At 54.6% G+C, this 22,644-nt stretch carries 17 protein-coding genes; 4 read left to right on the top strand and 13 right to left on the bottom strand.

What is annotated here, in order from left to right; translation table 11 throughout:
- Position 1: 1 nt before the first annotated feature.
- The 3 genes from GSF27_RS01430 to GSF27_RS01420 all read right to left on the bottom strand — a co-directional run bounded on the left by GSF27_RS01430 (position 2) and on the right by GSF27_RS01420 (position 4,322).
- Positions 2-1,522: a TIGR03013 family XrtA/PEP-CTERM system glycosyltransferase gene (locus tag GSF27_RS01430; protein WP_160964984.1), complete on the bottom strand. Its 1,521-nt coding sequence runs from the start codon at positions 1,520-1,522 to the stop codon at positions 2-4.
- A gap of 264 nt (positions 1,523-1,786) precedes the next feature.
- Positions 1,787-3,049 (bottom strand): Crp/Fnr family transcriptional regulator, encoded by a 1,263-nt coding sequence (locus GSF27_RS01425; RefSeq protein ID WP_160964982.1) that lies wholly within the window; start codon positions 3,047-3,049, stop codon positions 1,787-1,789.
- A 445-nt stretch (positions 3,050-3,494) separates the two neighbouring features.
- Positions 3,495-4,322: a PEP-CTERM sorting domain-containing protein gene (locus GSF27_RS01420; protein WP_160964980.1), complete on the bottom strand. Its 828-nt coding sequence runs from the start codon at positions 4,320-4,322 to the stop codon at positions 3,495-3,497.
- A gap of 514 nt (positions 4,323-4,836) precedes the next feature.
- Between GSF27_RS01420 and prsT (GSF27_RS01415) the strand changes: the two genes are divergently transcribed.
- Complete coding sequence (gene prsT, locus GSF27_RS01415) at positions 4,837-7,692, top strand: XrtA/PEP-CTERM system TPR-repeat protein PrsT (protein ID WP_160964978.1); 2,856 nt, start codon at positions 4,837-4,839, stop codon at positions 7,690-7,692.
- 619 nt (positions 7,693-8,311) lie between these two features.
- Entirely contained in the window at positions 8,312-11,167 is a 2,856-nt protein-coding gene (prsT, locus tag GSF27_RS01410; RefSeq protein WP_160964976.1) for an XrtA/PEP-CTERM system TPR-repeat protein PrsT, read from the top strand.
- A gap of 167 nt (positions 11,168-11,334) precedes the next feature.
- Here the strand turns inward: prsT (GSF27_RS01410) and GSF27_RS18055 are convergent, their stop codons facing one another.
- From GSF27_RS18055 to GSF27_RS01390, 4 genes are all read right to left on the bottom strand, one after another.
- Positions 11,335-13,344, bottom strand: coding sequence for a ThiF family adenylyltransferase (locus GSF27_RS18055; protein ID WP_160964974.1), 2,010 nt, complete (start codon positions 13,342-13,344; stop codon positions 11,335-11,337).
- On the bottom strand, positions 13,341-14,129 hold the full coding sequence (locus tag GSF27_RS01400; RefSeq protein ID WP_160964972.1) for a PEP-CTERM/exosortase system-associated acyltransferase: 789 nt from the start codon (positions 14,127-14,129) through the stop codon (positions 13,341-13,343). Before GSF27_RS01400 ends, GSF27_RS18055 begins: the two co-directional genes overlap by 4 nt.
- Positions 14,130-14,254: 125 nt before the next feature.
- Positions 14,255-14,734, bottom strand: a complete 480-nt coding sequence (locus tag GSF27_RS01395) for a low molecular weight protein-tyrosine-phosphatase (RefSeq protein WP_160964970.1) — start codon at positions 14,732-14,734, stop codon at positions 14,255-14,257.
- Positions 14,734-15,525, bottom strand: coding sequence for a serine protease (locus tag GSF27_RS01390; RefSeq protein WP_160964968.1), 792 nt, complete (start codon positions 15,523-15,525; stop codon positions 14,734-14,736). The genes GSF27_RS01395 and GSF27_RS01390 overlap by 1 nt, the downstream gene beginning before the upstream one ends.
- A 245-nt stretch (positions 15,526-15,770) precedes the next feature.
- On the opposite strand from GSF27_RS01390, the gene dusA reads away from it, so the two are divergent.
- Together dusA and GSF27_RS01380 are read left to right on the top strand one after the other, a co-directional pair.
- Complete coding sequence (dusA, locus tag GSF27_RS01385) at positions 15,771-16,772, top strand: tRNA dihydrouridine(20/20a) synthase DusA (RefSeq protein ID WP_160964966.1); 1,002 nt, start codon at positions 15,771-15,773, stop codon at positions 16,770-16,772.
- Between the two features lie 45 nt (positions 16,773-16,817).
- A complete protein-coding gene (locus GSF27_RS01380) occupies positions 16,818-17,255 on the top strand; it encodes a TerB family tellurite resistance protein (RefSeq protein ID WP_237457327.1) in 438 nt (145 codons plus the stop codon).
- A gap of 70 nt (positions 17,256-17,325) precedes the next feature.
- Here the strand turns inward: GSF27_RS01380 and GSF27_RS01375 are convergent, their stop codons facing one another.
- The 6 genes from GSF27_RS01375 to GSF27_RS01350 all read right to left on the bottom strand — a co-directional run bounded on the left by GSF27_RS01375 (position 17,326) and on the right by GSF27_RS01350 (position 22,632).
- Complete coding sequence (locus GSF27_RS01375; RefSeq protein WP_160964964.1) at positions 17,326-17,817, bottom strand: STAS domain-containing protein; 492 nt, start codon at positions 17,815-17,817, stop codon at positions 17,326-17,328.
- 20 nt (positions 17,818-17,837) lie between these two features.
- Positions 17,838-19,025, bottom strand: a complete 1,188-nt coding sequence (locus GSF27_RS01370) for a fused response regulator/phosphatase (RefSeq protein ID WP_160964962.1) — start codon at positions 19,023-19,025, stop codon at positions 17,838-17,840.
- Between the two features lie 207 nt (positions 19,026-19,232).
- Positions 19,233-20,003: a VacJ family lipoprotein gene (locus GSF27_RS01365; protein WP_160964960.1), complete on the bottom strand. Its 771-nt coding sequence runs from the start codon at positions 20,001-20,003 to the stop codon at positions 19,233-19,235.
- A gap of 95 nt (positions 20,004-20,098) precedes the next feature.
- Positions 20,099-20,479 (bottom strand): hypothetical protein, encoded by a 381-nt coding sequence (locus tag GSF27_RS01360; protein WP_160964958.1) that lies wholly within the window; start codon positions 20,477-20,479, stop codon positions 20,099-20,101.
- A gap of 188 nt (positions 20,480-20,667) precedes the next feature.
- Entirely contained in the window at positions 20,668-21,624 is a 957-nt protein-coding gene (locus tag GSF27_RS01355) for a porin (RefSeq protein WP_160964956.1), read from the bottom strand.
- A 264-nt stretch (positions 21,625-21,888) separates the two neighbouring features.
- On the bottom strand, positions 21,889-22,632 hold the full coding sequence (locus tag GSF27_RS01350) for a DUF2063 domain-containing protein (protein WP_160964954.1): 744 nt from the start codon (positions 22,630-22,632) through the stop codon (positions 21,889-21,891).
- Positions 22,633-22,644: the final 12 nt, after the last annotated feature.

Here is a 22,644-nt window from a genome sequence, read left to right as displayed (position 1 = left end):
TTTAACGAGCGCCCTTCTGGAACAGCATAACTTCCACAGTCTGGATCAGGATATAGAGATCCAGGAAGACGGAATGGTTTTTAACGTAGTAGAGATCGTACTTGAGTTTCTCAATGGAATCCTCATCGGAAGATCCATAGGGATAGCAGAGCTGTGCCCAACCTGTGAGGCCGGGAGCCAGGCGATGTCTTTCAGCGTACAGACTGTTCAGGTTAGAAAGATTGTCCACGAACTCAGGCCGCTCTGGCCGGGGCCCCACCAAACTCATATCGCCTTTGAGGATATTCCACAGTTGCGGTGTTTCATCGAGGCGGCATTTCCGAATAATTCTTCCCACCCGGGTAACCCGGGAATCGCCCTGACTGGCCCACTGTGCACCGGCGGATGTCTCGGCATCGGTACGCATACTGCGGAACTTGTAAATCGTAAATGGCTTGCCTCCTCTGCCCACCCTGACCTGGGTATACAGAACCGGTGAGGAGAGCCCCGACTCCAGTCGTATCGCCAGCGCAGTCAGCAGAATAAACGGTGAAAGCGCAATACCAACAATCGTTGCCCCGAAGATATCCACCAGCCGCTTTTCCATGTAACGGTAGTAGTTGTTGGTAAAACCCTGCGCATGGATCAGCCAACTGGACTTGATCAGCTCCAGCTGCACCAGAGCCGCCTCTCTCTCAAAGAAATCCAGGTCATCTGTGACTTCAATGCCACTCATCCGGCAATCAAGGAGCTGATCGATAGGCAGCCCCACCCGGCGATCATCGAGAGCAATCACAATTTCATCAACGTGGTTTTTCAGGGCGTATGCACAGATATCATCAATTTTCAGGAGCTTTTCCGGATTGACATAACAGTGCTGACAACCATTGGAAGGGAGAAAGCCCAGCAAACTAAATCCGCGTATATCCGACTTGCGTCGCAGCATATCAATTTTGCGGGCTCTTTTACCCGTACCCAAAACCAGGATCTTACGCTGCAGAACCCTGCCATCCACGAACGAGTCGAACAGCAGCCGAAGTGCGGGAAATACCACCAGGGAAGCGGCGCCGGACAACAGGATTTCCATCCCGGTGACCGGCAATGGCAGTACCGCTGAAACACCGTAACACAGGGCCATCGCAAAGGTGACACCCGCGACAATTCGCAGGACCACACCGCTCAGCCGGTTCCGCTGGCGGGTATCGTAGAGTCCCATGGAGGCATAGGAAACCACGAGGACCCCGGCAAAAAGGAGTGATGGAAGAGCAACCACCTGCCCCACCAAATAGTATTGCGCAGCTGCCATAAGGGCAGCAGCAGTGACTAATTCAAGCGCCAATAACCAAAGATAAATGACATGTATGATATGACCGGCAATCCTGACATTGCCGCGCAGGAAATGTATTCGCGAAAAACGGGATACGCTATCAGGGGAGTTTCCGGTGGAACGCCCAACCTTGGCCGGTGTAGCGCCGGGCAACGGCTGCCCTTCCCTCCTTGGCTTCCTGCCCTGCGACTGCATCTGGGCTTCAACTTGTGTCATCCCTTCATCTCCATGTCCTGAGTAACTCCTTCAACACGTAATCCATTTACACGTTGCACACCACAAACCAACCCCTGAGGACCAATTTACAGGCCCCTGAAAAAAGACAAATGAGGAGTTAGGCGTCTTACCACTATAGTCGAGTCAGTAAATATTACAACTCACCACGATAGCCCGAAAGATGCTAAAAACAGCAACACTACAGATAAATAAATTATAACAGGTAGATTTATGCACCTAATTACCCGCGAACTGCCGCCAATATCAAACGAGAGACTCGTCAAGGGAGCTGTCACCCCCCAATCCATCATCAGGATCGCACATAAACTTTATTATATTGTTACCGTACTCCAGCACCCCTTCACTGCGCCGGGACTCCAGAACCTTTCTGACCTCATCCTCCCTGACCCTGGCATTACGGGCAATTTGTGCCGGCCCGATCCTGATCTCCCTGACTCCCTCCTGCTTTCTGCTGGGGGACGCGGATCGCCACAGCTCCCTGAGGGCAAAGTTGACTCTCGCCGTCTGCGGTGAGAAAGCCTGCACCATGGTCAGCTCATTGGCGTTGCGTATCATTCTGGCAAAATGCTGAAACAGCTGCGTCATATGCTCAGGATCGTGTTTCAGGGAATCGAACATGCGGGAACGTTCAATGGTAATCAATTCCGTATTCATTAAGGCAGTTGCTTTCGCCGAGCGGCGTTCGCCGTCAAAGACGGCTATCTCACCAAACAGTGCCCCCCTGGCAAGATTGGCAAACACCATTTCATTGCCTTCAGGGTCTGTTCGCGAGATAGCAATACACCCTTCATCAACCACATAGGTGTGACTGGCCACGTCACCCTGATCAAAGAGTACCTCACCAGGCGACAACAGAATCCTTTCAAAATCACCGCAAAAATTGTCCAGCCAGAAGTTGTCGACCTTTTTCCTGAGATCCCCAAATGCCCAATCGGTCAGCTCGTCATAGGCTGCCGCAATCGGGATCATTTGATCCTGTACACTATCGCGCCACTCGGCATTTCCCACCACTTTGAAGCCGATGCGCTTGTACAGCGACAAGGTATCTTCTGCAATCGAGCCCAGCACATGGGTGGCTCCCATACTGGTGATGGCCCAGCCAAAGGCTTTAAAAATAGCGAAGAGAACGTTACGACGATTGCGCCAGTCTTCGTGGGCCACCAGCATACTGCCACTGACAAACTTCAGTGGCTTTCTTTTTTTGGCGTCTATTTCTTTATTTTTCTTCTCCGCTTCGGCCCGAAATTCCGAAAAATCGAAGTATTGCTCGGCCGGAAGACCAATGCCTGTATCTTCGTTGACCCGCATGGCGGCGATTGCGATGCCGTCTGAATAGGCAATCAGGTTCACTACTCCGGGAACGGCATCAAAATGATCAATTATTCGTGGATTGATAGCGGATACCGCTGAAAACTTACCGCGCTCTTCCACATAAACCTGATGACGGAGTCGATATACGTCATCCAGCTCTTTAGAAGTTTTAGCAATCTTGATTACTATCGCCATTCAACGCTCCAAACGCCTTTAATACCGTTGCAAAACCATTTGCATCCAAACATCCTCAGTGGTTCAGAATCACGCCGGCCTGGGACCTGCCCCAAACACCTGTCAGTCGGAACCTGAACACACTTGAATTATACGCTCAGATTCCTTGTTCTGATGAAATACAGAATTCAAGAGGTTTGTAAAATTGAGAAAGCCTGCACTAAAAAAGATCAACAACTGATATCACGCCACTGCAACTAAAGAATCAAGCGCCATAAACACTGTCACCTTTTAATACATTAGCATCCACATGACACAGAACAGGGGGGGAACCCGGTTACCAGCTGGTTCCCACATTGCAGATGCAATAGGCTCCGGGCTCGTCCAATTCAGGCTTTGAAATAGAAAAAAATAGCCCCTTGCAAGAAGGGGCTATTCGTCGGTGTAGCTCGGGAGGGAGAAACGCTTACTTTTTCAGGCGACGTCTACGGCCACCAGCCAAGCCCATAACCAGCAGACCAAGACCCATGATGGAAAGCATCTCTGGCTCAGGAACCTTGGCACTGATGCCTCTCAGGCGCAGATCCAGGTCGTCCAGCAGCCCGCTACCGTTATTGACATTGAGGAGAATGGTGATCACATCAACATCAGTCAAGTCGACAGGGATAGTGTCGCCAGCGGAACATTCGACATTAGCCAGGGCACAGTCTGTAAACATTGAGTAAAAGAGTGGGAAGCTCCCGCCGGGTGCTATAACCTCGAGCGCTTGAAGAGTCACGACCGAGAAACCGCCGCTTTGGTCTTCCACGTAGATCTGGAAATACCACTCGTTGGAAATACCACCATCAGAGCTGAACACATCAAGCACCAGCGCATTGATAGCGCCACCCGCGGTGAGATCTACGCCACCAAGGCCTGCTCCGCCAAGACCGTCGTAATTAATCCGCGCCTCACCAACCACGCCGGAATCGTTGTTAAAGCTGAACAACCCTCCGGCAATAGTCACGGAACTCTCAGAGCCATTTGGCAGACCGACCGCAGGACCGCTGTCAAAGGTACACCCATCCAGACACACTACCTCGACGTCCCTGTATCCACCCAGGATGGTGGCAACCGGGCCATCATCAGTGACGAAATCGCCAACGAGATCCGTGTCATCATCGTCCACAAGCTGCAGGAACGGAAATCCCGCTGCCGAGGAGTCAAAGAAATCTATGACGACCTCCGCGGCGTTACTCATTGCGCTGGTTGCCATCAACAGCGGTAAAGCCATCGATGCGATTAGTTTATTCATAACTTTTCTCCTAGCCCCTGTTCGTTCTGTGTGAGCTGAATCCGTTGTGGTGATAGCCGAGCCGAAAGCGTCCATATCTTCGATTTCCCTTTAAATCTGGCAACACTCCCTGGATGGTAGCGTGCTCTGTATTTGCCGATTTACCTTTGAAAGCCCCCTGCCTCCATCTTCAAGGCAGCCGGAAATTCTTCACTTGGACTTATGCCATAGTCATGCCAATATTATTTTTCGCTTATTTATCATATGGATACGCAAAAAAAGCAATTTTCAGGCACTCGCCCCGCCCCCCTATGTAAAGAAATTTGACGGCTCAAATTGACCGGCCTGACTTCGGCAATCAGTCACTTGTCTCCCCGTAACACATGGAAAAGCGCCTGTTTTATAGTAGCCTTGTGCGATACAGGGTAACGAAGAGAATAGCCTGCCTATATAATCACTCCGCATAATATAGACTGCGCGTAATACGGATAGCGCACTTACAATAATCGTCAGGATCAGGATCAAGGAGTATTCAATGAAAGGACGCCCCGGCTTCAAGTCGACGTGCACCACCGAGCCAACATATTCACCCGGCTTTTATCCCCTTTACTGGAGCAACCGCCGATCCCCCGCCCAAATAAAGGCTGTATTTTTCCTGCTAGTACTGTTACTGGCTTGCATAATCAGTGGCTGCCAGGGAAATCGGGATCCTGACATCATGTTTTCCGAGGCCCAACAGTCCATCGATGCAGGTGATGTAGACTCCGCTATTATCCAGCTGAAAGTAATCCTGCAGGAGTATCCCGGGCATTTACCTTCCCGAATTCAGATCGGGAAACTGTACCGAACATCCGGTGACCCACAGTCAGCGCAAAAGGAACTGGAGTATGCGCTGGAGCATGACGGCGACAAAAGCGTCATCGTTCCCCCTTTAATGGCTGCGTATATTAATTTGGGAAAGTTTGAGAAAGCGGTAAATTTGCCAGTAGAAGGCCTCTCAGGCGAAGACCTGGCTATAACATACGCGTTTCAGGCTCAGGCTTACGAGCTGCTTGGCCAACGAGATGACGCGCAAAGGATCCTGGCGAAGGCAAACGAGCTGTCGCCGAATAGCCCCGAAGTCAAGACCACAACCGCGACCTTTTCCCTCGAGCAAGACCGGACACGGGCAACGCAGCTGCTGAAAGAGGTGGTAGAGCAAAATCCTGCCTACGCAAATGCATGGCGTAATCTTGGTGCTATCTACCACGCCGATGACAACCTCGACAAAGCTGACGAGGCCTACAGCGAAGTCATTAAACTAAACCCCAACGCCGTAACCTACTTGCGACGCGCCTACCTCAGAATCAAGAACAACGACTTTGAATCGGCGCAGAAAGATGTGGACATGGCTCGCAAGACAGTCCCTAACTACTATGAGGTAGACTTTCTGCAGGGTTTGATTTTTGCCGGCCAGAACAAGCAAGCCGAGGCACAAAACTACTTTTTACAAACCTACTCCAAAAAAAGTGACTTTCTCCCCGGCCTCTACTACCTCGCACTGAACAGCTTTCTACTCGGTCAATTCGACACAGCGCTGGATCTGGCAGAGACTTACTTTCAGGAAAGTAAACAGGCACTTCCGGGCCGAATCCTACTCAGCCAGCTCTATCTACGAAACAGAGATTTTAACCGTGTCATCGAACTGCTTGAAGATACTCTCAAGGCGGAACCGGACAATGTTCAGATCATCGCCACGCTCGCCGATGGCTACCACGGTATCGGCAGGTACAATGACGAACTGAGGCTGTTAAACAAGCTGACAGACTTGAATGGGGACGTCGACTTTCTGCAGTACCGCCGGGTACTGGCGCAACTCAGGGGCGGACAAGGCAAAGAAGGGCTGGCGCAAGCCAAGAGTATCCTGGCAGACAACCCCGGGAACTGGAACGTCTCCAAAGCTGTCATCCAGTACCATTCTGTCAATGGCGCCTATGGACAAGCACTGCAACAGGCCCAGGACTTTGCCGACCACAATCCGGACAGTGTTCAGGCGTTCAATATGCTGGGGGTCGCTGAACTGCAGATAAAGCACTACGCCAGCGCAAAAACAAGCTTCTCCAAAGCCCTGGAACTTGCCCCCGGAAACATCGGCGTACTTCACAACCTGGCCTTGGTGGCACTTTATGAAAACGATAAAGAAAGTGCCAAGTCCTACTATCGGCAAGCATTAGCTATAGACAAGACTCATCTCAAAACACTTTTGCTGCTGGCGGCCCAGGAACAGATGGACAGCCCGGAAAACTATGTGAAGCATCTGGAGTTGGCCATAGCCAGTCATCCCGATGCCAGTCAACCTCGCTACCTGCTGGCGCGTTTCTATATGAACCGGCAACAGACAGACAAAGTCCTGACCACCCTGGGTCAGGTTGATGTATTCAACAACTTTAACCGTGAAACCGCGCTGCTGTTAGCCGATTATTACTTGTCTACCGGAGATACTATTCAGGCCGATCGTTATGTAGATCTCGTTCTTAACAAAAATCGTAAAGATATCGATGCCTTATTTCTAAAAGCGCAAGTTGAACAGGCCAAAGGCAACCCGAAGAAAGCGCATGCGCTAATTTCTGAGGTTCTGATTCTTAACCCCAACTATCTTTTGGCTCAGCTGGCTCACATAGACGAAATTACCAGGCAAGGGGAGCTTTCTGAAGCGGAGAGCTATACAACTAATGCACTTAAAACCTACCCCAACAACCCTCACCTTCTGTTGCGCCTGGGCAAGATCCAACAAGCACAGGGTCAATTGCCGGAAGCAAGATCCAGCCTGCTGCAAGCCTACAAAAATGCCCCCAGCACCACGACACTGGGGGCCTATGCAAGCGTTCTTTATGACACCGAGCCAGAGTCTTCCCTGCAGCTTCTGGAATCCTGGTTGAACAAGAACCCCAGGGATCTGCGGCTTCGGTTGTTGCTAGCCAATCTGTATCTCAAGACCGATCAAACCAGAAAGGCGGCTAAGCACTATATCCAAGCACTGGAAGTTGATGCGAACAACCTTCTGGCCCTGAATAATCTCGCGTGGCTCTACCGCCAGAAAGAGCCTGAGCAGGCACTGGAATATGCTCGCAGAGCGACACGACTGCAAGCCGAATCTCCAGCCCTTCTCGACACGCTGGCAGTCGTACTGATGTATAACAAGCGAAATGAAAAGGCCCTCCAAACCATAGATGAAGCCATCCGAATCTCGGGTTCCGGCAGCGGCGATTCCAGCCTCCTCTTTCACAAGGCCCAGATTCTGGATGCCATGGGCAACAAGCAGGAAAGCCGAACAATCCTGAGCGCACTTCTGGCAAGCAATCAGGATTTTCCGGAGAAAGGCGACGCCGAGGCTTTACTGAAGCGCCTGTAACTTAATCTGCGGGTGATGCCTTTCGCCGATATTGAAAAGCATCACCCGCACAACAATATTGTCTTTACGTTACTGGCTGCGCATTATCAGATCGTTGAGAGGCTTTCTGACTGAGCGTGCAGCAGGTACTTTCCATACCCCGCCCGCCCCATAAATACGCCCTGGGAGAGATCTCGTCCTGTAAGGAAGTTGGACAGGAAGTTTCTGACCTCGAACGCCTTGAGCACTCCGCTTTCACTTGCAGAAAATCGGATACCGACCTGATCATATGGGGAAAATCAGAGGCATCATTTCTGGCTGAAACTGCATACCCTGCTTGTGGGTTTCAAGCCAAAGCCCAGGCACGGCGCTACCACTCCCAACCACGGCCCGGTGGTATCACCACTTGGGGGCCAACAGGCTGTGTCAAATATGCATGTCAGTACCGGGTCGCCAACGAGGTCGGCCACATCCTCTGGATTCTTGAAACCAGGCTGATCTATAGTAGATCTACGCGCCAAAAAGGCAGCTAATCTGTAAAAAGGCTGCCTATATAAAAACTGCAAATATCCAAACTTAGTTTTTATGCAGGATAAGTATTTAGAATAAGCATCAGGAAACAGGGATCCAGGAGAAATCAATGAAAGGAAGTATTGGCGGCAATTCAATGCCTGTGGCTGCATCAGGTTCGACTTCGCAGCCCTCGTGCACGGAAGCAGCGCCACTCCTGCGCCGTAGAATACCGACAAACTCAAAGCTGCTGGCTGCCCTGCTACTGGTAGGGCTTATTACCGGCTGCCAGCCAGAACAGGATCCCGACGCTCTGTATCAGGAAGCAAGGCATTCAATAGACAGCGGAGACCTCAATGCCGCGATCATTCAATTGAAGGTCATTTTGCAGGAATCCCCCGGGCACCTGCCTTCCCGTATTCAGATAGGACGCCTCTATCAAACCATTGGCAACCCGCTGGCCGCTGAAAAAGAGCTCGAGTATGCCCTGAACCATGGCGGTGACAAAGATGCCATCCTACCTGCCCTGCTGAGTGTCTATGTCAATCTGGGGAGAGCCGAAAAAGCATCAGAACTCCCGGTTGACGGACTTACACCCGAAAACCTCGGCATTGCCTACGCCTTCCAGTCACAGGCCCAATTGATGCTGGGCAATGAAGACAAAGCACAAACCCTGCTGGATAAAGCCAATGAGCTCTCCGGCGAAAGCCCGGAAGTCAAAACCACCTCCGCAGCCTTTTCCCTGGTTAATGACCGGGAGCAAGCGAAACAATTGTTACGCGAGGTGGTGGAACAGGACCCTGCCTACGCGCCGGCCTGGAGTCGACTGGCGGTTATCCACGACGTGAACGAGGATCCTGACTCAGCCGAGGAAGCCTATAGTGAAGCCATTAAGCTGAATGGCGGAGTAGTCGATTACCTGCGCCGTGCTTCGCTGAGACTCAGGAATGGCAAGCTGGATGAAGCCCAGGCAGACATTAACCTTGCCCGCAAGATGGCACCCAACTACTACGAAGTTGACTTCCTGCAGGGGCAGATCTTCATGGCCCAAAACAGGTTGGAGGATTCACAGAACTCGTTCCTGCAGACCTACTCCAAGAAGGCGGATTTCACACCCGGCCTCTACTTTCTGGCACTGAATAGCTATCTGCTGAAACAGTATGATACCGCGCTCGACCTGGCGGAAACCTACTATCAGGAGGGCGAGCAGAATCTTCCGGGTCGTTTGTTGCTCGCTCAGGTGTTATTGAGGCAGGGCAACTTCCTTAAACCAGTCAAACTATTGCAAAGCTCCATAGAGGAAGAGCCCGAGAATCTGCAGGTTATTGCCACTCTTGCCGACGCTTACCACGGTTCAGGCCAGTTTGATAAAGAATTGCCCCTGTTAAACAAATTGACAACCCTGCAAGGCGACTCCGAATTCCTGCAATATCGCCGTATTGTCGCCCAGCTCCGCAGCGGGCAGGCACAGGAAGGTCTTGCGCAAGCACAGAGTGCCCTGGCCAGCAAACCGGACAACTGGCCGGTTGTCCAGGCCCTGGTTCAGTATCATTCTGTCGCACGCTCCTTTGATAAAGCCCTGGAGGCCGCCCGCAGTTTTGCCCAAAACAACCCGGATAGCGCCCAGGCCTTCAATCTGCTCGGCGTCAGCCAGCTTCAGGCCGGGCAAACAGCTGAGGCAAAAGCGAGCTTTGCCAAAGCCCATTCACTGGAGCCGTCCAATATCAAGATCCTGCACAATATGGCGCTGGTAGCACTGACTGAAAAAGATATTTCAAGTGCCAAGTCCTACTACCAAAAAGCACTTAAGACCGATGCAACCGACCTGGCAACACTGCTCAAATTAGCCGCACTGGAACGAGAGGATGACAAGAAAGCCTTTGTCTCCCACCTGCAGACAGCGATCACCCATCATCCGGAAGCACTGCATCCCCGCTATTTACTGGCACGCTACTACCTGGAAAACCGCGAGACGGAGAAAGTCCTGCGCACCCTGGGTGACTACAACGTCTACGAAACCTACAACCGGGAGATAGCCCTGTTACAGGCGGAATATTATTTCTATACCGGTGACAGTAAGGAAGCCGAGCGTCTGTGCGACCTGACGATCCGGAACAACGCCGACGACATCGATGCCCTGTTCCTCAAATCGCAGCTGCTCAGACTCAGGAAGGAGGACGCTGCGGCGGGCAAACTGATTTCGCGCATCCTCAAACTTCAACCAGATTACCTACTGGCTAATATTGACTACATTGACGATCTTACCCGGCGCAAGGATTTCAGCGGTGCAGAGCAACACGCCGAGCGCATGCTGGGCAAGTACCCGGGTAATCCCCAGTTGTTGATGAAGCTCGGCATTGCACAGCGAGCGCTGGGAAAATCCAGCGAAGCCCGGGACAACCTTGAGCAGGCCTATAAGAATGCACCCGGCGCTGTCACCCTCGCCCCCTACGCCAGCCTGCTGTTCGAGACTGAGCCCAAAGAGGCCCTGTCGCTGCTTGAGGGACGTATCTCGAAGCACCCGGATGAAGTACCCAGCCGAAGTTTGCTTGCCGGTCTTTACCTGAAGGAAGGTCGGGAGACAGCCGCGGCAAAACAGTATGAAAGCATCCTACAAACCGCCCCCAACAACCTGCTTGCCCTGAACAACCTGGCCTGGCTCTACCGGCAGGACAAGCCGGAAACGGCACTGGATTACTCGCGCAAGGCTACCCGCCTGCAGGCGGGCTCACCGCCACTGCTGGATACTTTCGCTGTGGTCCTGATGCACAATGAGTACTATGACCGGGCACTGGAAGCTATTAACGAAGCCACCCGGAACTCCACGCCCGGCCAGGGTGATCCCACCTATTTTTTCCATAAAGCCCAGATTCTGGATGCCATGGGCAAAAAGGATGAGAGCAAGCTGATCCTCAACGCACTGCTGGATAGCGAAACCGACTTTCCGGAAAAGGCGGAAGCGCAGGACATGCTCAAGCGTCTGTAAGTGAAGGTACGACGGATTCCGGGAGGCAGCAGTCTCCCGGGATTTTACGCACCGGCGGGCCTGACCAAGGTCTGTCTCCAGCAAAAATCCCCGGCAGGAATCCCTACCAAAGAATCCCCGCCCGGGAGCCAAACCCGCCTGAGGACTGGATGCCGGATAGCAGGTTCTTACCCTGCCTGCTTCCCGTTGCTGACAATCAAGTCCTGCAAGGGCTTACGCAGCGATCGTGAAACGGGTGCCTTGCCATAGCCCATCCGCCCCATGAACACGGCTCCGGATACATCGCCGTCGCCCAGGTAAGCCGCCAATTGGCTGGATAGCCCTTCCCGGACCAGCGCAGCCTTTTCAGCCTCAGCACCGTCTTCTGTAAAGCTGACTCCATCCTGGTCATACTGTGCAAAGATAAGTGGCGTCATTTCCGGCTGGAACTGCAAACCCAGCTTGTGTGACTCGAGCCAGACACGTTGCACTGCCCTGCCACCCTGCAGATAAAATTCAGGTGTGTTGCCTGGATTTTTTGCTACCAGAATAAAGTGCGCGCCACAAAAATAGCCCGGCAGGAAATCGAGTTCGAACCGGGGCAGCCAAGTACCCGCCAGGTAACGGTTCATAAAGCTTACCCGCTGCCAGCTCTGCAGTGCCCAACGCATCAGTCTGATGGTCAGTGGATCCGCCCCGACCGCACGATCAGGGATACGATCTTCGCTGTAGCGTGCGTTCCACTGGATCACCTGGCGATGGACTTCGAACCCTTCCCGAATGCTCAGGCGCAAGCCTGCGCTGAGAAACAGCAATTTCGCCATTTGCCAGCAGGAGCGGCGGTCAGCCATCCAGACCAGCTTATAGTCCTCACCGGCAGCCTGCTCCAACCGCTCCCGGATTGGGGCTGGCAGAGCGGTGGTTTTCAATGGCCGGCGCTGTACCGTACGGGACTTGACGTAGGGTAACCATGGGCTGCTGCTCAGCGCCGGATCATCGACAAGATCCACGTCAACGATCAAGCCCTGATCGTCCTCCCCCGGCTGGCAACGCCATTCAAGTTTCAACTGTTCCGCGCTCGCGGCGATATCCAGCGTCTCCAGCAGTGCACCGAGTGCTATCTGTGTCGCCCGCCCCTGCAGATCGTACACACACCAATCCCGGGTATCGCGGCTGTGGATCCGAAGACGTCTGGGCCCCAGGATTTCAAAACGCCACGGCTGTGTATTGTCCCCACTGGGGGCCCAGCGCGCCGACTCCAGGATTCTGCCCAGTACGGGGTCGGCTATGGTCAGTGCAGCGTCATTTCGCGGCTGATTCTGTTGCGGCGACGGTTTGTCCGGCTTGTGCAGTCTTTTACGGGCGTACAGCAACAACAACACCTGTATGGGATTGCGGTTACCCCACGGGCGCCAGGTCCTTTTCAGTCGGTTACGATAGGCATCGAAATGTAACCCCCAGGGGGCCGCAACCACCTTGCCCCGGTTCAGCAGTATCTTCAGTGAATTGGTCGCGGCCACCGCGGCACACAATTCACAAGCCATAACCGTTGAAGGGCCTTTGCGATTATCCATATCCACCAGGCTGTCGTCGGTCAGGTAGGCAGCCTGCAACACCGAAGGCGCCAGGCCAATCAGGAAGCGCAGCCGACGCTCTTCTTCAGAACGCCCTTCCATGCAGAAGTAATCCTCGAAACTCATACCCCCTGGTCTGAAGCAGAGAAACGCTGTACCCATGCCCAGCGGAGCCGCAGTCAACGCCACCACGCCCTTCTCATAACAGGCCCCGAATACCTTGCGCCGGATATCGAGCACGAAAAAATCGAGCCCGTCGATATAGAGATCCACCCCCTCGAGGAATTCGTCCAGGTTCTCTTCTTTGACCCCTTCGGGAAACTGCCGGATCTGCACCTGTGGGTTGATGGCCCGGGCCATCTCCGCCACCACTTCGATTTTCGGGCGACCAATAGTGTTGAGGTTCGCCCCGGCCTGGCGATTGAAATTGCCAAGCTCGAACACATCCATATCCGAGATATGAAACCTGCCAACACCCAGCCGAGCCAACGTCAGCAGATGACTGCCGCCTACACCACCCAGCCCGGCAATGGCAACTGTCTTGGCCTGCAGGATTCCCTGCTCGGCTTCCGTTACCCAACCGATGTTGCGGGAGAAAGCTTCGTGGTAATCAAACCCTGTCACTGGCACTCCCGAATTCTGTGGTGCCGCGGCTTTTGCAGAGTTTGCAGCGCACTGTGATTGGCAAAAACCCGGTGAATTTCCTGGTACAGTTCACGCAGCTCGCCACGCAGACCGGCTTCCGCTTCAGTCGCGGTGATGTAATAAGGGGCACGATAGCCGTGGTAGTAGATGGGGTTGCCTACCGGCTTCACCCGTATGCCCGCCCTGGCCAGCAACCGTGGCAGGAAGGGTTCAGTCACCATAAAGGCGTTATGTCGACCGCTTAGCATGGACAGGGCCGTACTGGCCAAAAACGCCGATACCGCTATCAGCGGGAATGTGCGCCTTTCACTGCGATCAGGGTGCTCAACGGTATCCGGCGCCCCCCACATATTCTGGCTTTCACCTCGCCGCTTGCGGAACTCCCGGGCCACCGCCAGCCGGGAGACCTCACAAAGTGACTCACGGGGCAAATCCAATGCCGTGAAAAAGCGTTCATCCAGGCTGGCCGAACAGTATTTTTCGAAGGGTAAAGGGTCCGTATCCCGGGACGCAAATGTGGGCACCATCCTCACGCAGCCTGCCGGACTGCCGGTGGGACGATGGCGGATCAGGCAGTGCAGGGATTGCTGGTCGAACTCGTCCTGCTCTAGATGATCTGGAAAGTGGGAACTCTCCTCAAAGCCGAACTCTTCACAGTAGACCCGGTATCTCAGCGCGTACACTTCCCGGAGCGATTGCGGATCGTCAGCCAGCTGCACGTCAAAATACTCTTGAAACGTTTGGCTCAAAGTGGGGTTGGCCATAGAACACGTCCTTCCATGCAGACCTTTGTCATTCTGTTGTTGATTGTAAACTCCCGACGCCGTCAGTCACCCATGACTGACGCTGATTGTCGCTGGATACTACAGCTGGTTTTCTGAAACTTGATCTACTTCTGAATCTGCAGGTGTGCCACAAAGCCATCCAGGGCCTCTGACAACAGATCAAATACACTGGCAAACCCCTGCTCCGTGCTGTAGTAGGGATCAGGCACTTCCTGATCCCGGACGGGTTCACTGGCGAACAGGGTAATCAGACTGGCACCCGCCGGCATGTCACCGTCGCACATCTCGGCCAATACTGTCAGGTGACGCTGGTTCATCACCAACACGTAGTCCGCCTGCCGCAGCTCCCTGGGTTTCAGTTGCCGGGTGCGCATTTTACCCAGGTCCACCCCGTTTCGCTGACTCACACGTACCGCCCGGGGATCCGCCTTCAGACCGGCTACCGGCACGCTGATACCCCGGGACTCCACTTTCACCTTGATGTCTTTTGCCTGGGCCGACAGTTTGCTTTTCAGAATCCCTTCCGCCATCGGCGAACGGCAAAGGTTGGCGGTACACACCACCAGGACTCGAATCGCAGCCACTAGCGCACCTGTTTCAGCAGATCGTTTACATAGCGAACCGGGATGGCGTAGGTGATACCTGAGGGGGCCTGTAGCACCGTCTCCTTGGTCTGTTTAACAAAGACACTGTTGACCACACCTATCACCTCCCCACTCCTGCCATCAAAGACAGGGCTACCACTGTTGCCCGGATAAGCGATGGCATCCAGCTGGTAGACCTCAAACGGTTGACGCAGTGCTTTGATCTGGGCGGCACTGAGAGTGCCCGAGGAGATAGCAGGGATGACCAGAGGTGTCCTGGCCGACACAATGGTTTGATTGGTGACCGGGAACAGCCCCAGCACCATACCCAGGGGAAAGCCGGTAAAGAACACGCTCTCCCCCTCGCGGATCATGTCATTTTTAGCCAGCTTCAGTGGCTTGAAGTTCAGCGTGGTCTGTATCCGCAGTACCGCCAGATCGTGCTCAACATCCTTGGCCACAACTTCGGCAGAATGAGCAGTGACCTTTTGCCCGCGGCCGACAAACACCGTCAGCTTTTCGTTGTTCTCATCATCCAGTTCCCCGGGCACCACATGCAGGTTAGTCACCACGGTACGCCCATCCGCCACCAGGAAACCGGTGCCTTTAAACACCACAGGAGGGTTCTTGGGGTTAGCCGTCTTCACCGGTCTCATGGTGCCAACGGCCACCACACCGGGCCTCACCACCTCCAGCAGATCCGCAAGTTCTGCGGCCCTGAGCGGCGTATTGACCAACAGCAGTAGCACTGCCAATACGATCACGGATCCCTGACGAAGCACATAGTCCATAGTTACCATCCCTGTTATCAGCACGATCTCTTCTGTTGAGATCAGTGTAGCCCGCCTGGGCGCATTGCCGGGCGACCCATGACTCAGCCTGCCCCGCCTCTGTCGCCTAAGACTACCCGACATAATCCTCCGGGGAAACCTTCCGCCGACCGCGTACGGAGGACGCAGGCAGATCCACCCATCGCCCCTGTGGTAAGATGCCTGCCTACCGTAACCCAGTGATCACAATTACCCCTGCCTGCCCCATGAATTCATCCTTACACGCCCCGCACCACGCCTTCTGTCTGGCCCCCATGATGGATTGGAGTGACCGGCACTGCCGCTATCTCTGGAGGCTGATCAGCAGGCACGCTGTCCTCTATACAGAGATGGTCACCACCGGTGCCCTCATACACGGGGACAGGGCCCGCTTCCTGGACTTCAATGCCGAAGAGCACCCGCTGGCATTACAGCTGGGCGGCAGCGATCCCGCAGACCTGGCCACCTGTAGCCGCATGGCTGAAGAGTGGGGCTATGATGAGGTCAACCTCAACTGCGGCTGTCCCAGCGGCCGGGTACAAAACGGCATGATCGGGGCGATTCTGATGGCCCACCCACAGCGGGTGGCCGATTGCATCAAAGCCATGCAGGACAGCACCAGTATTGAAGTCACCGTTAAGCACCGCATCGGTATCGACGACATGGACGACTACGCCGGCATGTGCAATTTCGTCGAAACCATCGCCGCCACCGGTTGTCGTACCTTCATCGTCCATGCCCGTAAAGCCTGGCTGAAGGGACTGAGCCCCAAGGAGAACCGGGAAGTCCCCCCTCTGCAATACGGCATGGTCCGGCAGCTCAAGCGTGACTATCCGGAGTTGAACATCATTATTAACGGCGGCCTGCAAACCCTGGAGCAGTGTGAAACCCTGATTCATCCACACGACGACGAGACCGCCCTGGATGGCGTGATGGTGGGGCGGGAAGCCTACACCAACCCGTACCTGTTGGCGGAAGTGGACAGTCGCTTTTACGATGACTACCACCCTGTCGCCGACCGTCAGGCCGTGGCACTGGCGTTCCGCAATTACTGCGCTGCACAACTGGAGCAAGGACTGGAACTGAAGTACATGACCCGTCATATGCTGGGGCTGTTCCAGGGGCTGCCCGGCGCGCGCAAGTTCCGTCGCCACCTGAGCGAAAATGTCCACCGCCGGGGTGTTGGCATCAACTTGCTGGACGACGCGCTTGCACTGGTGTGCAGGTAATCCATTCATCCAAACAGTAATCGGGAATGACAGGTGCTGACTAACTTGAAAAGCGCTCTGCGCGAACTTTTGGGAACCACGACCGAGGTTGAAGACGACTCCAGGGCACGGGAGCTGGCGGCGGCGGGACTGATGCTGGAAGTGGCCACTGTCGACCACCACCTGGATGCCAGCGAGATGCAAACCCTGCTGCAGGAGCTCGGCCAGCAGTTCCACCTGGATGGGGAGACCCTGCACAACCTGGTGGAGCGGGCCCGCAACAATGCCAGCCAGAACACCTCGGTCTACCCGTTTACACGCTACGTCAACGATCACTTCACGCAGGAAGAGAAGTTTGACCTGCTCACCGGCATGTGGCGAATCGCCTACGCTGATCTCAACCTGGATAAGTACGAAGAGTACACCATCCGCAAGATCGCCGATCTTCTGCACATGAGCCAGAGCGACTTTATCCGCGCCAAGGTTATCGCCCGAGACGGCTGACAGCCGGGGATCCTGGGGAACGTGAGAAGTTGGCTAATGCACGGCGGGAGACGGAAGATCCGGCGGACAGCTACTGACTGTTCTCCAGAGTCCGTACCAGGTCCTGAAAGGTGTTTTGGTTCTTCTCGTTCAACTGCATGAGTATCCGATGCGCCTCCAGCACCTTGGCGCGGGCCTGCTGCTCGGACATCTCCTCACACACCAGCGCCTGGATGGAGGCATCCGCCACCGAGGAGGGCTTCTCCTGCAGGATATCGAAGATCTCGCCAAACCCCATGGAATCCAGCAGGCGATTCATGCCGGGCGTGGTGGCAATCACCGAAGGACGTAAATGCTTGCGCTGGTCAGCGAGAATGGAAATCTTGGCCATCAGCCCCAGGGTGGTACTGTCGATGGCGTCGGCTTCGGAAAGGTCAAAGATGATGGCTGCGAAATCATCCGCGGCAAACATATTGTCAATAAAGTGATCGAATGACATGCACAGGGTCAGGCGCACATCGCCGACCATCCTGATCAGATACACACCATCGTGATCGGCTACCCAGATCTTACCTTGCGGCATAAATTCCTCGCGACGGGTCCTTATGCATGTCTGACGATACTGACTATGGCAATGTCATCCGGTGCTGCCGACAGCTCTTCCAGGCCCAATGCTGAACAGACTTCGGTCAGGCTTTTGCCACTGCAGGACAACAGTTTAAGCAAATATTCCTCTTTTTCCAGCAAATCCTTGGCGGGCATCACTTCCAGAATGCCATCGGACAGGGCCAGCAGATGCCCATCAGCGGGGAATGGGTGGCGGAAGATTTCCCAGTCATGGTCGGGGAACAGGCCCAGCGGTGCCCCTTTACCCTGCAGGTAGTGAGCTCCATCGCCGGAGACCAGTACCGGCAGCGGCAAATGACCGGCCACACCGTAGTGCAGCAGGTTCTCCTGCAGGTCGATAACACCCACCAGGCACGTCATATGAGTGCCCAGCCGGGACTCCAGCAGACGCCGGTTAATCTCCTGCAGCCACTCCTTGAGATCACTGTCGATTTTTGCGTAGTGCCGGAAAGACTGACGCTCATTAAAGATCTCCGTCGCCACATGCTTCATCCAGATGGTCACAAATGCCGATGAAGCACCGTGTCCGGCAACGTCGATCAGGTAGAAGGAGATATAGCGATCGGAGGTGTAGGCCAGGTCGACAAAGTCGCCACTGAGGAACAGGGAGGGAATAACCCGGTGCTCCACGGAGTAGGAGCCCTTGGTAACCGGCGTGGGCGGCAACAGGTGTTGCTGGACCCGGCGGCCGGCACGCTGGTCTCTCTCCAGGGTACGCAGGTGATCACGCAGCTCGCGATTGGCCCGCTCCAGGTCGTGTCGATACTGGCGATTCTCCGCCAGCAGGTCACGGCGCTCCAGGCTTTTGCTGACGGCATGTACAAGCACTTCCATATCGGCAAAGGGCTTGACCAGAAAATCCGTGGCCCCCAGCCTCAAGGCGGCCACCACATCCCCCATCACACCCACGCCGGACATCACCAGCACCGGCGTGGCCGGGGACAACTGGCGGATTTGCTCCAGCAACTGCATGCCGTCCATACCCGGCATTTTAAGGTCGGTCAGCACCACATCCGGCTGCTCTTCGCGGAACAGCTCCAGTGCCACCTCTCCACCAGCCGCCTCAAACACCGTAAAACCACTGTCTTCCAGGTAGGCGACCACCCCCTGACGCACAATGCTGTCGTCATCTACGATGAGCAACTTACAGTTGTCTGTGGTCATTGGGAATTCCAGCTTCCGGGCCCTGGGGCGGTGCAGCGCTGCGTGATTTTCGCCAGCGGGAGCCGAGCCCCGGCGGCAGAAGAGTTGAACGCCATAAAAAGGGCTAACACTACTCCCATCAGTCTGGTGCTGCAAGTGCTTCCAGGGGGAGGAAAGCGGGCCTGAAGGCCGGGGAAACGCTGCCCTTAGCGGCCGCAGGTGACCGTGTCAGAACTCGTCAAAATCATCGCCGAAGTCAGCGCCAAAGTCGTCTTCCACCACGCCGTCATTAATCAGGAACTCGCGCCGTTGCAGGTAGGCATCGCGCAGGAAGACATACTTGTCGCCACTGATGAGTTCTTCAGCACTCAACAGCTGGGCACGGGTATCCACCAGGCTGGTGCCATAGAGGGTATTGCGCGTGGGCACATGGTCGACGTAGGAAATGGGACTAACCAGGGTATTCACCGGCATGCCAGCGGCATCCCGGAAGGTGCTGGCGCCGAAGAACGGCAGCACCACGAAGTTGCCCTGCCCTACGCCCCAGACCGCCAGGGTCTGGCCAAAGTCCTCGCCGGCACTGCGGGGCATGCCGATATACTGGGCAACATCAATCAGGCCCGCGATACCCACAGTCGAATTGACCAGAAAACGACCAGTATCGTTACCCGCCTGGCCCCATTTCCACTGCAGCACATCATTGAGTACGTTGCGGATCTCCAGCAAGTTACTGAAGAAGTTGGAGACGCCTGTCTCCAGGGGATCGGGGGTGACAAAGCGGTAGCCCTTGGCAACCGGTTTCAGGAACCAGGTGTCCAGGGTGTCATTAAAGACAAAGATCTTGCGGTTAAAGCCTTCCCAGGGATCCCTGTCGACAACTGCGGGGGAGTCCGACAGTGGCCCGGCTTCGGCTGGGTTCTCTTGGGCGTGGACAGCATGGGCACAGCAGATCAGCAGCAAACCTGCGGATACCTGCCTGATAAAAACCTTGAACCCCATCGCTGCCTCTCCTGCCAAAGCGGAAAGGCATTCTAGCTTATGCCCAAACAGAGTCAAAGGCTCCCGCGGACATAACCAACCTGCTATAAACCGCCCTATTCCGCACAGCGGAACTGGTAGTACAGGAAGTAACCACCTTCTGACGGTTCGGCCCACTCTTTCTTCTTCTCCCACCCCTTTGGGCAGTAGTGAATCATCTGGGCAAACAGACCGTTCAGGGCGGATTGAGGGCCACCGGTGGCGGTGAAGGGTTCGCGAATGTTGAAAGTGATACCGGCACTATCATCCTGCGATGCGTCTACCGCACTCACGGGAACATTGGCAGCAGCAGTTGACGAATCATTCGTGTCACCATCGTAGGTATCAACCCCTTTCTCTTTGCCCAACAGCTTGTCAATCAAGCCGGGTTCGTAGGTATCCACCGCCTCATCACTGCAGTCAACGTGCATTTTGTGGAAATTCAGACTATCGGCCATATCCACGGTTTCACCGCACTCAGGATCCTTAGCCCATACGCCTTGTGCTACACATGATAATGATACTACGACCAACCACTGTTGCAGTTTCAAAAAGCTCTCTCCGCTAATCAATTTGGCGTTGCCAATTATGAAAGAAAAAGGGTGCCGAAGCACCCTTTCCCTGGTTCCGGAACTCCTTAGAGTTCTTAGAACTTGTGCTCCAAACCAATACCGAAGTAATCGTCTTCGGACGAGGTGGCACCGGTGGTGTCAGTATCTTCATTCGTGGTGTAGAAAGCGAACAGTTTGGTGCTCTTGGCCAGCTTGTAGTCGGCACCGACGGAGAAGGTCTCCTCTTCTGCGTCTTCCTCACCCTCAACCAGACCGTACTGAGCCTTCAGGGCTACATCACCGATCTTGTACTGAACACTGGCGAAGTAACCATCTTCTTCGTCACCATCCTGCTCTTCCACATCCTGGAACATCAGGCCCAGCTGGAAGGCACCCAGGTTCATCTGGCCTACAGCGCGCATCAGGTTGTCTTTATCATCGATATCTATATCGTTGGTCAGCGCCACATAGAACATGTCAGAGGTGTAGCTGATGGCGATGGAGTTACCGTCGAAACCGTCATCGTTTTCACCGTCACCGTCCACATCGGAGCCTTCAGACGCTACGAAAGCCGCAGACGCCTCAAAACCGGCAAAAGAAGGCGTGGTATAGATCACGATGTTGGATTCACGATTTTCACCTTCGAAGGTATTTTTGATATCACCTTCGAGATCGTTGAACAGGTCAATCTTGTTCTGCGCCAGTTTGGTAGGGGTATCGTGACGACCGGCAATAATTGTACCGAATCCGCCAGTCAGACCACCGTAGATATTACGCTGGGAGAAAGTTGAAGTACCATTGCTGCCATCGTCAACGAAAGTTTCGTACTCCAGCTTATAGATTACTGCCAGGGAATCCGACAGATCGGTTTTGCCCGCAAAGCCGATGCGAGAAGCGTTGCTGTTTACATCCCAAACATCGCTGTCGCCATCATCAGCATTTACGATTGAGACGTTTACCTTACCGTAAACTTTTCCGTCGATTGGACCTTCCGCCAGAGCGGCAGCTGGCATTGCAGCGGCGATAGCCAGAGGCAACAGTGCTTTTTTCATGGAGTTCACTCCCGATTGTGGTTTTAGATAGACCCAAGTGCTAATCAACAACAGCTGTGACGCGAGATGCCTCATCAGCGTATGCCGGGCATTCTGCGACCGGAATATGTCAACAATATGACAGACTAGTAAAAACGAGGATTTTTATTACCAAATGAAAAAATACGGCGCCAGCATACCGATTGAGGCGTCAATCGATGGGTAGACTGCGAGGATTCGTAACCCGGGTATCGGTTACAGAAGGCGGGCGTGTCCGGATAGGTATCAGACCAGGATATCGCTGCCCACCAGTTGAGCCAGAAGCTTGGCGCCCATGGCCAGCAGCTGCTCCGGGTGGGGATGCTGCAAATCGGCCGCCAGTGTTTGCAGCGCCGCCCTGCCACTGAGGCCCTCTTCCAGCAGATTCAGCAGATGCACGGTTAGGGCATTGCTCTCCATAAAACGGACCTGTTGCTGCCGGTTGCGGTAGACCAGCAGAAAGATGGGCTCCGCCGGAGGTTCTGCCGGGCGGTAGTCAGGCCCGATGCGGTGTACCGGAAATTGGTAGGAGAGCCGCCAGACCAGTGGGGACAGGCTCAGGCGGGTGTCCAGGAGTTGCTCCGGACTCAGGCCTGCCGTGTGCGAGCTCTCAGGGATCTCCTCTGTAGAGACATCCAGAGCCAATTCCACCCACTCATAGTGGGCCAGCTCCAGCAGGAAGGCCGGATCCGCTGCTCCCGGCTGGTACTCTTCCTGCAGAAACGCCAGGAACTCTTCGCTGATCTGCAGGAAATAGGGGCTCTCCGAGCGGTGCGTGCGGATAAATTCCCGCACCAGCCCCAGCCAGGCCTCATCGTCGTAGAGGCTGCGCAATACGGGAAAGCCACTGCTGAGGAAACCTTCAATGTTGTTAAACACCAGCTCCCGGTAGATCGCCAACCGACGCTCTTCCATTGCACCGGGGGGGGCAACCTGCTGCGGATCCCGGAGATGATCGGCCAACTGCTTCTGAACCCCCGCAAACGACATATCAGGCACCGC

It is taken from the genome of Pseudomaricurvus sp. HS19, from assembly GCF_009857815.1.
GTDB lineage: Bacteria > Pseudomonadota > Gammaproteobacteria > Pseudomonadales > Cellvibrionaceae > Pseudomaricurvus.
The sequence above is the reverse complement of the archived record's forward strand: the minus strand, read 5'-3'. Positions and strand labels throughout refer to the sequence as shown.